The sequence below is a fragment of the Streptomyces sp. PSU-S4-23 genome (assembly GCF_055632315.1).
In genome coordinates this window covers 1562149-1574156 of record NZ_JBVMUU010000002.1, presented here as the reverse complement: position 1 = coordinate 1574156, position 12008 = coordinate 1562149, and the positions used below count along the sequence as shown (strand labels likewise).

Genomic DNA, 12008 nt, shown 5'->3' with positions numbered 1-12008 from the left:
TGCCGTAGGGTGACGGGATGATCAGCCGTATGCGCCGTACCGTCTCGTTCGCCCTGTCCGCGACCGTCGCCCGGGCCGCGGCGGCCGGCCTGCGCGCCGTCGCGCCGGGCGGCGACGGACGCTGGCAGCGGACGAACCACGCCGGGCGGACCGTAGGGCTCCACCCCGGGCCCGCCGTGGCGGCGGCGGCCGCGCTCGCGGCGGGCCGCGTCCATCCCGCCGCCGCGGCCGCCGTGCTCGTCGCCGGGGCCTGCGGCGCCTACGACGACATCGCCGGCGCCGGTGACCCGCGGCGTGGGTTCCGGGCACATCTGTCCGCACTGGGGCACGGCGAAGTCACCAGCGGCGCGGTGAAGCTGTTCGGGATCTCGGCCGGGGCGCTCGTCGCCGGGGCCGCGCTCAAGCAGCGGCCGCTGGACAAGGTGCTTGCCGGTGTCGTGATCGCGGGGGCCGCCCATCTCGTCAACCTCGTGGACGTACGGCCGGGACGCGCCGCCGGTGCCGTTCTCGCGCTGGGCGCTCCCGGGCTGGTGCGGAAGGGACCGGCCGGGGAGCTGTCCGCCGCCGCGATGGGGGCCGCAGGCGCCGTCCTCCCGGACGATCTCGGGGAGCGTGCGATGCTCGGCGACACCGGGGCGCACGCCCTCGGCGCCCTCCTCGGCACCGCCATCGTCACCGGAGCGGGCCGGGCCGGACTTCTCGCCCACGCGGCGGCGCTGACGGCCGCGGCGGTGTACGGGGAGAAGGTGAGCGAGGCGGCCAGGTCGTGGGGCACGAGGTGACCCGTCCCACGGGTCCCGTCGGTCCCGGTCCCACGGGTCCCGTCGGTCCCGGTCCCACGGGTCCCGTCGGTCCCAGGGTCTCGTCGGTCCCGTCGGTCCGGTCGGTCCGGTCGGTCCGGTCGGTCCCACGGGTCTCATCCGGTCCCACGGGTCTCATCCGGTCCCACGGGTCTCATCCGGTCCCACGGGTCTCATCCGGTCCCACGGGTCTCATCCGGTCCCACGGGTCTCATCCGGTCCCACGGGTCTCATCCGGTCCCACGGGTCCCATCCGGTCCCACGGGTCCCATCCGGTCCCACGGGTCCCATCCGGTCCCACGGGTCCCATCCGGTCCCACGGGTCCCATCGGTCCCGGTCCCATCGGTCCCACCCGTCCCACCCGCCCGGACGGCACCCGAATCCCCTTCGTCCCTCACCCGAGTGAGTGACCGTGCCCGCCTCCGGGCGCCCGGTCCGCCGTCGGCGCGCGCGCCCGCCGTTGCCGCAACACCCGCGCGCCCTGGCATCCTTGAGTCATCCGCCGAGCACGTCGCGCGGTCCAGTCCACCGCGTGAACCTTCTGTACGTTTCTTCGTGACCGTCCAGACGCCGAACCAGGAGCCCCGGCCACGTGAGCCTTGCGAGCAGCCACTCACCGCACGGCCGGCCGCCGCTGCGCACCGTGCAGGTGCTCGGCGGCGGCAGCGCGGGCAGCAGCGCGCACGTGCGCTCGCTGGCCTCGGGCCTGGTGGCCCGGGGCGTCAGCGTGACCGTGTGCGCCCCCACCGAGGCCGAACGCACCTACGGGTTCGCCGGCGTCGGCGCGCTGCACGTGCCCGTGCCCCGCAGCACGGACCCCGCCTCCCTGGCCGCGCTCCGCCTCGCCTGCGGTGACGCGGACCTGGTGCACGCGCACGGACTGCACGCGGGTCTGCGCGCCGCGCTGGCCCTCGGCTGCCTGCGCACCCCGCTCGTCGTCACCTGGCACACCCGCGCGCACGCCGAGGGCGCCCGCGCCCATCTGGTGCGCCTCCTCGAACGCCGGGTGGCCCGGGCCGCGTCCGTCGTGCTGGGCACCTCCTCCGACCTCGTCGACCGGGCCCGCCGCCGCGGCGCCCGCGACGCCCGGCTCGCCGCCGTCTCGATTCCGGCGCCGCCCACCCCGGCCGAGCACGACGACCCCGAACGCACGCACCCCAAGATCCTCGCCGAACTCGGCGCCACCGGCCGTCCGTTGCTCATGACCGTCGGTGCCCTCGACCGGCACCGCGGGTACGACGTACTGCTCGACGCCTCCCGCGCCTGGCGCCGCCTCGACCCGCTGCCCCTCGTAGTGATCGCCGGGGAGGGGCCGCTGCGGGCGGTGCTGCAGCGGCGCATCGAGGACGAGGAGCTGCCCGTGCGGCTGGTCGGGCGGCGCGAGGACGTGGCCGACCTGCTCGCAGCCGCCGACATCGCGCTGCTGACGAGCAGTTGGGAGTCCCGGTCCGTACTGGCCCAGGAGGCCCTGCACGCGCGCGTCCCGCTCGTCGCCACCGACGTCGGCGGCATCCGGGAACTGGTCGGCGACGCCGCCGAACTCGTCCCGTACGGTGACGCACAGGCGCTGGCCCGTTCCGTGGTACGGCTGCTGGACGACCCGGCACGCCGCCGGCTGCTGCGCGACAAAGGCACACGCCAGGCCGCCGGCTGGCCGACCGAGGACGAGACCGTGGCCCAAGTCCTCAGCGTTTATGACGAGTTGACCCAGGCACGGCCCATCGTCTGAGCGGGAACAGGGGGCCGCCCCCATCGCACCCGCAGACGGTGCGCCGGACGTCCCGCGGGGCGCTCAGGGCACGTGCCGGCGCGCCCGCAGCGCCAGACTCAAGGCCAGCACCGTCTGCGGGTCGTCGAGGTCCGTGCCCAGCAGCTCGCCGATGCGGGCCAGCCGGTTGTAGAGGGTCTGCCGGTTCAGGTGCAGTTCGCGGGCCGTCTCCGCCTTGCGGCCCGCGTGCGCCAGATACGTCTCCAGTGTGGGCAGCAGCGGCGGCCGGGAGCGGCGGTCGTGGTCGAGGAGCGGGCCGATCGCGCGGTCCACGAAAGCCGCCAGGTCCGGATGGTCGCGCAGCCGCCACAGCAGGAGGTCGATGTCGAGGCGGCGGGCGTCGTACCAGGGCCGCTCCGGGAGCCCCTGCGCCGCCGTCGCCGTCTCCGCCGCATGCCGCAGACCCGCCGAGGCCGCCGCCCAGCCGCCCGCGACGCCGACCACCACGACCGGCGGCGGCGCGCCCTGCCGCCTCATCCCGGCCCGCTCCACGCCCGCCCGCAGCGCCCCCGCCACCCGGTCGGCGACCGCGGAGCGCTCCGACTCCGAACGCAGGCCCAGCAGCAGCGGCACCCGGCCCTCCACCGGTCGGACGCCGAGCAGGACGGGCACACCCACCGAGCTCAGCTCCTCGGCCACCGCCCGCGCCAGCACCGCCCAGCCACCGCCGGCCGGGGACAGACCGTCCGCCAGCCGCATCACCACCGGCAGCAGCGGGCTCCTGCCGGGCTTGAAGCCCAGCACCCCGGCCTGTGCGGGCGCGTCCTCCGCGGCGATGCGGCCCTCGGCGAGGTCGGTGAGGAAGTCGCCGCGCCCGCGGGCCGCCAGCTCCTCCTCCTGCCGGGCCTGCATCAGCACCACGGCGAGGATGCCCGCGGCCCGCTCGGCGGCGATCCGGTGCACCGGGGCCACCGGCGCGCTGACCGGCAGCAGCACGAGCCGGGCCCGCACGGCACCCGCGCCGGCCCCGCCTCCGGGCACGTCCACCAGGGTCGTGCCCGCCGGGGGCGCGTCCTTGTGCTGGCCGCGCAGGCCCTCCCACACCTGGAGCGGGTCCGTGTCCGCCGGCCCGGACCCGGCGGCGTACAGCAGCCGGCCGTCGGCGGTCTCCAGGAACACCGGGTTGCCGCCGAAGTCGGCCAGGATGCCGAGCACCTGGGGCACCCCGCCCCCGCCCAGCAGCGCCTCCGTGCAGCGGCGGTGCACCTCCTCGGCCCGCTGGAGCAGCGCGTAGTGGCCGTTGACGATCTCGGTGTGGATCTCCTCCGTCACCGTCACGAACGGCACCTCGCGATGCAGCTGCACCAGCGGCAGACCGGCCGCCCGCGCCGTCTCGACCAGGGCGGCGGGCAGCCGGGTGAAGCGCGGGCCCAGCTCCACGACCAGGGCGGCGATCCCCCGCTCGGCCAGCGTCCGCACGAACGCGCGCTGGTCGGCCGGGCGGGTGCCCAGGCCGTACCCGGTGGTCAGGAGCAGCTCGCCGCCCTTGAGCAGCGAGGCGATGTTCGGCACCTCGCCCGCGTGCACCCAGCGCACCGTGCGGTGCAGCCGGTCGGCGGCGGCCACCACCTCCGGCAGCCCGCTGCGCAGGCCGGGCAGCTCCAGCGCCCGCTGCACGGTGATCCCGCTGTCCGGGGCGCTCTGAGGGTCGAAACGGCTGTCCATGCGGCGACGCTACCTGCGGGGATGCCCCGAAGGCACCCTCGGCCCCGGTCAGGCCGGCGCGATGTTGTGGTTGTACCGGAACACGTTGTCCGGGTCGTAGCGGCGCTTCACCCTCGCCAGGCGGTTGAGGTTCCCGGTGCCGAGGCCGGCCACCACCCGGTCCCTGCCCTCGTCCCCGACGAGGCTCACGCGGACCACGCCGGTGCGCCAGGGCCGGACGTCGTCGCGCAGATCCCCGGCCCACCGCAGGACCCGCAGGTCGTCCGCCGGGTTCTCCCAGACGCCGCAGGCGTGCACGGCCCAGGGCGCGCCCTGGTGGGGGACCGGGTAGCCGGGGCGTCCCGTGGCGGCCGTGCCGCCGAGCGGGAACAGCATCTGCCGGCAGGCCGTGGGAACGGGCATCGTGCGCGCCCGGGCGCAGAAGGCATCGATCAGCTCGTCCGGCAGGCCGGTCAGATACCCGGCCCGGCAGTGGTTCCGCAGTCCGGGCGGATCGTCGAGCATGCACTGCACGTCGGGGTACGGGACGGCGGCCACGACCTCCGCCTCGTGCGGCAGCGCCAGCAGCGGCCGGACCAGCTCGCGCAGGGCGTCCGGGCCGCCGGCGTAGGTGACCACCACCGCGCACAGCAGCGTCCCGACCAGGCGCCCGGGGACGAACGGCTCGGGCGGCCCGGTCAGGTACAGGGCGGCGCCACCCGCCTCGCGCGGGCCGGTGGCCATCAGATCCCGCTGCACCCGGATCGCCTCGGGGCCCGTCCCGGGCCCGAACAGCACCAGGGCCACGCAGAACTCGGGCAGCTCGTGCAGCCTCAGCGTGAGCGCGGTGGCGACGCCGAAGTTCCCGCCGCCGCCGTGCAGGGCCCAGAACAGCTCGGGGTCGTCCTCGGCGTCCGCGCGGACGACGCTGGCATCCGCGGTCACCAGTTCGACGTCGAGCAGGTTGTCGACGGCCGGTCCGAAGGCCCGGTCCAGCCAGCCGCTGCCACCGCCGAGGACGAAGCCGGCGACTCCCGCCGCCGAGTAGCGGCTGCCGGTGGTCGCGAGGGCGTGCGGCTGGGCGACGCGGTCAAGACGGCCGGTCGGGGCGCCGCCCTCGACCCGTGCCGAGGCGGCGCCGGGACGGACGGTGACCTGGTGCATCCGGCGCAGGTCCACGACCATGCCGTTGTCGTTGACCGCCATGCCGGCGACGCAGTGGCCGCCGCCGCGGACGGCGACCTTCAGATCCAGGTCCCGGGCGAAGCGCACGGACCGCACGACGTCGGCCGTCCCCGCGCACTGCGCGATCACGGCCGGCCGGCGGTCGATCCTCGCGTTGAAGACCGTCCGGGCCAGGTCGTACCCCGGATCGCCGGGGGCGAGGACGTCGCCCGCCAGTTCCTCGCGAAGCGCGGCGAGCGCAGCGCGCGCCTTGGAGAGGGGAGCCACGGCAGCCGCCCCCTTCCAGCGGGGGACAGGACTGCCTCCAGCTTAGCCGGGCGGGCAGGCCCCTACCGGCCGGCCCGAGGAGCATGCGGCCGGCTCACGCCCGCACGGCCGGAAGGCGCAGGGGGTCGCGCTACCGCCGCTCGGCGTAGCTGCGTACCTCAGTCCGGAACTGGCGCTCGAGAGCCCACGGTGCGAAAGGCACCAGCGAGGCGATGAAGGCGATCCCTGCCGTTCGCCACGGCCAGCCCAGCGCCCTGCGCACGATGGGCAGGAGGAGCAGATAGACGGTGAAGACGGTGCCGTGCGTCGCACCGATCACGGCGACCGCGGAGGCACCGGCACCGGTCGAGTAACGCACCAGGACCAGCATCAGGAGAGCGGGCAGCAAGGTCCCCTCCGCGACCGCCACCAGCCGGAATATCTGCAGTACGGCGAAGAGTCGCCCGCTGTATGTGGACATCTGCAACGGCCCGATCCCTCCCACCCTCCAACCGGCACAGCTGTTCGGTCACCATAGCGACCGGTGGAGGTGCCCGACTCACCAGGTCCCGGAAGACGGCAGGGCCGCCCGCCTGGAGGGCCCCCGGTCATGGCTGTACGGCCCGGACGACGCACGGAACGTGCCGGTCGCGGGGCCCGCCGAGTGCGCGTCATGGGGGCTGAAAGTAGGTACGGACCAAACTTTTGCCGGATCTGACTTTGCGAGGGTGATCCACACGGGTCGCGGCGGAGAGTTGCGGATTCTCGACGGCCACGAGCCGACGTGCCTCGGTGGAATCGGCGCGCAGGGCTCCCTGCGCGCCGAAGGACTGCATGTCTCAGCACAGGCGCAGCGGGACGCGGAGGCATACAGTCGCGGTGAGGTCAGCGCGGACGACCTGGTCGCTCGTGCCGTCGCGCGGTACAGCGGCACCGTCAACCGTTCCGCCGGATGACTGGTCCGTACCTCTTCCCCAACGGCACACTGCGCAACCTCCTCGGTATCGACGAAGCCGGCGTCCTCGCCCAGGCGGAGGCAGACCCGACGCGTGCCGGGCGAGGGCGACATCAACGCGCTCCACCCCTTCAGGGAGGGCAACGGACGCGCGCAACGTGCCTTTCTCCGTCAGTTGGCGCGGGACGCCGGCTACGACCTCTCGTGGTCGCAGCTGAACTGCCAGGGCGGGTGCGGGGGAAGGCATACGGGACGGTCACCGGGGGATGTCCGTGACCTACGGAGCCACTTCCCCGCATCGATGCGGAGGCGGAATCCGCGGCCGGGCGCCCTGCTGTGCGTGGCAGCGTTCGCTCCGAGCTCGGCGCCGATCGCCTCCGCCGCCTCCGAGACGGCATTGAGTGGTGACCGAAAGCGGGCCCCTGATGTGCCGTCATTGGTAGCGTGATGTACGAGCTGAGTTCAGTGTGGCCTACGGGGGTGAGCCGCTTGTCACGGTGGTTCGGGCGGCTCTGGAAGTTCCTGAAGTCCGGGGACGGGCGTGCCGTGGTCCTCGCGTCGCTCGGGGGTGCGCTGGCGCTCGGTCTGCTGCCGGACCTCGTGAAGGCGGTGCCGGGGGTCGGGTCCTCGGTGTGGTGGATGCTCCTCTGCCTCGTCGTCGGTGTGCTGACGCTCGCCTTCTTCTCCGATGCGCTGCGGCATCGTGAAGGGGCCGGGATCGTGCTGTACATGCCGCAGGGTCCGGGCGGGGACCGGTCGCGGCTGGAGCTGATGAAAGCGGACGCGCGGCGCAAGCACTCGACGTGCTTCACCGTGGACGTGGAGGAGATGCTGCGCGGGGTGACCGTCGCCGACCGGACCGGGCTGGCCTTTCGCGTGATGCAGGCCAGGCTGGCCGAGGAGACTGAGGGCCAGGGCGCCCCACAGTCGGTGTCCTTCTACATCACCGCCCGGCTTCCCGATGCCTACCGGCTCGGCCAGTTGCTGAAGTTCCAGCTGCACGACACCGTCGGTGTGTACGCCGAGAGCGGTGACGGCGGTGGGCAGGCCCCGGACGAAGAGCCGCAGACGCAGGCGCGGGCAGCGACTCCGGCCGCTCCCGCCCCCACGCGCGCGGTCCGGGCACAGCTCATGGGCCTGTCGGAGGAGCGCGGGAAGTCCGTGTTCCCGGCTGTGGGGCTCGACAGCCGCCTCAAGGCAGTGCCGGACGCGAAGGACCTGACCGAGTTACGGGAGGTGCTGACGACGGACCCCGCGGCGGACCCCGAGTGGCGGCAGTTCGGGGACGGGACAGAGGACGGCACCGGCGCCGGCGGCGACGCCGAGGACGGCACCGCCCCTCAGCGCATCGCCCTCGTCCTGCGGGTCTCGGACAACGCGACGATGGTGGAGGACGCCGTGAAAGCGGCCCGGACAGGGGTCGGTGCCGACCGGGGCACAGGCGGTGGTTACGTCTTCCCCGAAGGCACGGCGCCCGCCGACAACCGCTGCGGCGCGGCCCTCGTCATCGACACCCGCTCCGGCAACATCCCCGACCGGGCCGCCGCCTACGAGGCTTTGATCAGGTACGTCGCCCACCACTGGAAGCGCAGGCTCGACGAGTGCAGTGCGCGGACCGGCCGTCAGGGTCCGGTGCGCGGCGTGCTCTTCACCGACGCGCCCGCCACCATCGTCCTGGCCCTCGGCGCGGTGATCGGACGGCAGACCGAACTGGTTCCCTTCGTGCCACCCGTACGCAGACCGCTTCCCCGGCAGGAGCGAGCGACTGGAGCCACGGCGTGAGCGCGCAGCACCCTGGCCACGACAGGTTCGTCAATCCCTACACCTTCGTCCCGTTTCCCGACGTCGCCGACGAGGCCGGCTTCCGGCGCGCGCCCACCGGGCACGCACGCCTGGCGGCCGGGCGTTACACCGGCCGGATCGACGTGGAGCTGACCGCACGCAGCCCGCTGCTCCTGCGCGGGATCCGGCGCGGCGACGCAGACCGCGGTGGCGCCGACCGGTTTCCGCGCCGGACCTTCCCCGGAACCGGTGCCGAGGCCGAGGCCGGGAACGAGCCGGTGCCCTTCCTGCCGGGGTCGTCGCTGGCCGGTGTGGTGCGCTCCCTGCACGAGTTGCTCGCCGGCGGGTGCCTGCGCGTGTTCGACGCCGGTTTCCGGCCCGGCTACCGCGATCCGGTGCAGGCACGCGGCGACGACTGGACGCTCGCCGTCGTCGACGAGGCCCGGGAGGGGCGCCCCACCAGACTGCGGCTGTGCTCCACGGTGGCCTGGGTGCCGGCCCGGCGCCTCGCCGAACTGCTCGGCGGGGCGGACCGGGTGGTCACCGGCGCAACGGTGCATGTCAGCGGCTGGGAAGAGAAGAAGTACGGCAAGGGGCGTCAGGAGACGTGGCGCAACGAGGTGACGAAGGACCACTGGGTCGGGCCGGGCGACGGCTGGGTGGTGCTCGTCACCGACAGCGGTGCCCGGAAGAAGTACAAGTCTTTCCTTTGCGCCGTGGGCGAGCTTGCCCGCGGGGATGGGCAGGACGGTCTCGTCCCCGGGGTGACCGACAAGGCGTGGGACGACTTCCAGCGGTCGGTGGCCGGCGCTGACGACGTCCGGCGGGCGCGCCGGGACAAAAGGCTGCGGACGGACAGGCCGCAGCCCGCCGAGGTGACGTACCACTACGGGGACGGTGAACGGCTCGTCGGCAAGCGTCACGAGGCACGGCCCGTGCTGCACGGGGGACAGGTCATCTGGGTGCGGACAGCAGTGGAGACCACCTCCGTCGGGCTCGCCACCATCGAGAAGACGGTCATCGAGGGCATGGCGCTGTCCCACATCTGGCGGCACGCAGGCGAACGCTCCGCCGCCGAGCGGGTGCCCCCCGTCCTGCGCCCTTGCGAAGACGCCGAGCAACTGTGCCCGACCTGCCGGGTCTTCGGGTCCGCCGACACCAGCGGCACCGGCGGCCCGGAGAGCGAGCAGCAGGCGTACCGCGGGCACCTGCGGTTCTCCGACGCTCGCCCGCTGGCCCCAGTCACCGTGCGGGAGGAGAAGCTGGCGCCACTGGGCATGCCGAAGCCCGGGGCCGGTCAGTTCTACCTGGAGCACCGGACGACCCGCCCCGGCCTCTACGGGAATCCCCTGAGGGAGTGGGGCTCGCGAGCCGACACACCGCGCGAGGGCGGGGTACGCCGTCTCCGCGGCCGCAAGCAGTACTGGCTGACGGGCCGCCACCAGGAACGGCCGCTGTTCCGCGTAGAGAACCGGGACTGGGACGGCAAGACGGCCGGCACCGCCGAAACCGTCCTCCCCGGTGCCCGCTTCGGATTCAGCGTGCACTTCAGCGGTCTGGACACGGCGGAGTTGGGGGCGGTCCTGGTGGCGCTCGCCCCGCAGCTTCTGCTGGAGGCCGCAGGACAGGGCACCGGCATCGGCTGTGCGGTCGGGGGCGGACGGCCCTTCGGCTTCGGCACCTGCACGGCAGAGATCAGAGGGCTCGAAATCGACGATGCCGCTTCCCGCTACACGGGCGGCGACGCCCCGGAGATCTCCGTCACCGGGGCGGTGGCGGACTTCCGCGAGAGGGTGGACAGCGGGGTGTCGGCGACTTGGCCGGCCGCGGCGGCGGCCCTCACGCTGGACCGAGTGGAGCCGGGCACCGTGTGGTATCCGCCGGAGCAGCCCATTCCGGCCGGTCAGATCCCCTCGGGGAAGACGGGCCTCGCTGCGGGATTCGAGTTCTGGACACAGTCGCGCGGCTACGAGGAGAAGAACGGCACCTACCCGCTCCTCCCGCTCCCGGAGCCGACCGACGCTGACCAGACCCTGCCGGTACTCGGCCGCGAGCACCGGGGGAGCGGGCATGGCGCGCCGCAGCGGCGGGAGCGGCAACAGCCGCCGCAGCGCCCCGACGCGGCGGGCGGGCCACCCGGCGGAACCCGGCCGAAACCGGCACCGCCCGGCCGGCGCGGCCATCCTCCGCGCGGCGGAACCCCCGGCAAGGGAGGCCGGCGCTGATGGGATCCCTCTACCTCGACGTGTCGGCCGTGCGCATCCAGAGCTATCTCGCCCGCACGCCCCAGCTCAAGGGGCGGCGCGGAGCGAGCGCCGCGGTCGCCGAAGCCACCCGCCTCACCGACGGGCATCCGGTGCTGGGCGGGCGCGCCAGGGTCAACACCGAGGCGGGCGAGGCCGACGGCGTCGTCAACCTCGTGCTGGAGCGCGGCGACGAGGACGTGGCCCGCGCCCTGGCCCGTGATGTGTTCGCCCATCTGCGCAAGGCGTTGCCGGGCGCCGAGTTCCAGGCGGTGTGGGGTACCGGGGCCACGTACCTCGACGCGCACCACGACGCCATCGGTCCGCGCCTGGTCCGCGGCGACGTTCTCGCTGATCTGCCGCCCGCCCACGAGTTCTCGTACGCCGTGGTCTGCCGCGTCTGCCATCAGGATCCGGCGGCCGCGCGCCTGCCCGCGGGCGTCGCGGCCGACGACGCCCTCGACGCCTGCGCCGACTGCGACATGCGGTACTCCCGCAAGGTCAGGGTCGCCGGCGAAGGCGCCGAGAACGATCTCGCCCGCACGCTCGGCGTCCCCCGTACCGCGGAAGACCTCGGTGAGCTGGCCCGGCTCGGTGCCCCGGACACCGACCGGAACCATCTCGGCACCGTCTTCGTCGACGGGAACGCCTTCGGTGACTTCTTCCACCATCTCGCGCAGCGCGGCAGGAAGGCCGACGCCAGGCTCAAGGCCCGGATTTCCAAGGACCTCAACGCCCACACCCGCACGGCTCTCGCCGAGGCGGCCCGCGCGGTGCGGCGGCCGGACGACGGCGCCCTGCTGTGGGTCGTACCGCATCTGGTGGGCGGCGACGACGTGCTGGTGAGCCTGCCGGCCGACCGTGCCTGGCAGTTCACCCGCAGCTGCCTGGCCGCGTTCGGGCGGTTGGCGGAACGGACCCGCAAGCAGACCGGGATACCGGATCTGCCGCGGCTGTCGGCGTCCGCGGGCCTGGTGTTCGCACGGGCCACCCACCCCTTCCACCTCGTCGTGGAGGAGGCCGAAACGCGGCTGCGCGCAGCGAAGGCCCGGGTGCGGGGTGCGGAGGCGTCCGTGGACTTCGTCGACATCACCGACGAGGGGCGGGGCGGCGGCGACCTCCCGCCGCCGGTCACGCTCGCGACCCTCGAAGCCTCGGCGGCCGAGCTGGGTGCGCTGGCGGCGTTGCCCGCCTCCCTGCGGGCCGGTCTCAGCGGGCAACTGCGGGACCGTACACCGGAGGAGAGGCTGCGGGTACGCAACACCGTCGACAGGCTCGGCCACCGGGACGTGATCGCGCCCTTCTGGCCCGACGCGGCGACGGGCGCGGCCCCCGCCATCCCGCTCGAGCAGGCGCTGCGGATCGTGCGGTGGTGGCGATGACG

General features: G+C 74.3%; 9 protein-coding genes. 6 read left to right on the top strand and 3 right to left on the bottom strand.

Annotated elements, in window-relative coordinates; genetic code table 11:
- Positions 1–17: 17 nt before the first annotated feature.
- Positions 18–782: a hypothetical protein gene (locus ACZ79I_RS07955; protein WP_471495496.1), complete on the top strand. Its 765-nt coding sequence runs from the start codon at positions 18–20 to the stop codon at positions 780–782.
- Positions 783–1393: 611 nt separating this feature from the next.
- Positions 1394–2530, top strand: a complete 1137-nt coding sequence (locus tag ACZ79I_RS07950; protein ID WP_471495494.1) for a glycosyltransferase family 4 protein — start codon at positions 1394–1396, stop codon at positions 2528–2530.
- Between the two features lie 63 nt (positions 2531–2593).
- Here the strand turns inward: ACZ79I_RS07950 and ACZ79I_RS07945 are convergent, their stop codons facing one another.
- From ACZ79I_RS07945 to ACZ79I_RS07935, 3 genes are all read right to left on the bottom strand, one after another.
- The gene (locus ACZ79I_RS07945) at positions 2594–4234 is read right to left on the bottom strand and encodes a PucR family transcriptional regulator (RefSeq protein WP_471495492.1); all 1641 of its coding nucleotides are present in this window, start codon (positions 4232–4234) and stop codon (positions 2594–2596) included.
- 48 nt (positions 4235–4282) lie between these two features.
- Entirely contained in the window at positions 4283–5665 is a 1383-nt protein-coding gene (locus ACZ79I_RS07940; protein WP_471495490.1) for an FAD-binding oxidoreductase, read from the bottom strand.
- A 130-nt stretch (positions 5666–5795) separates the two neighbouring features.
- Positions 5796–6125 carry a DUF3817 domain-containing protein gene (locus tag ACZ79I_RS07935; protein ID WP_471495488.1) on the bottom strand — a complete coding sequence of 110 codons (330 nt, stop codon included), beginning with the start codon at positions 6123–6125 and terminating at the stop codon, positions 5796–5798.
- A gap of 247 nt (positions 6126–6372) precedes the next feature.
- Here ACZ79I_RS07935 and ACZ79I_RS07930 point away from each other — a divergent pair, with 247 nt between their 5' ends.
- The 4 genes from ACZ79I_RS07930 to ACZ79I_RS07915 all read left to right on the top strand — a co-directional run bounded on the left by ACZ79I_RS07930 (position 6373) and on the right by ACZ79I_RS07915 (position 12006).
- Positions 6373–6600 (top strand): antitoxin VbhA family protein, encoded by a 228-nt coding sequence (locus tag ACZ79I_RS07930; protein ID WP_471495486.1) that lies wholly within the window; start codon positions 6373–6375, stop codon positions 6598–6600.
- 479 nt (positions 6601–7079) lie between these two features.
- The gene (locus tag ACZ79I_RS07925; RefSeq protein ID WP_471495484.1) at positions 7080–8381 is read left to right on the top strand and encodes a hypothetical protein; all 1302 of its coding nucleotides are present in this window, start codon (positions 7080–7082) and stop codon (positions 8379–8381) included.
- Positions 8378–10606 (top strand): TIGR03986 family type III CRISPR-associated RAMP protein, encoded by a 2229-nt coding sequence (locus tag ACZ79I_RS07920; protein ID WP_471495481.1) that lies wholly within the window; start codon positions 8378–8380, stop codon positions 10604–10606. Before ACZ79I_RS07925 ends, ACZ79I_RS07920 begins: the two co-directional genes overlap by 4 nt.
- Complete coding sequence (locus ACZ79I_RS07915) at positions 10606–12006, top strand: Cas10/Cmr2 second palm domain-containing protein (protein WP_471495479.1); 1401 nt, start codon at positions 10606–10608, stop codon at positions 12004–12006. Before ACZ79I_RS07920 ends, ACZ79I_RS07915 begins: the two co-directional genes overlap by 1 nt.
- Positions 12007–12008: the final 2 nt, after the last annotated feature.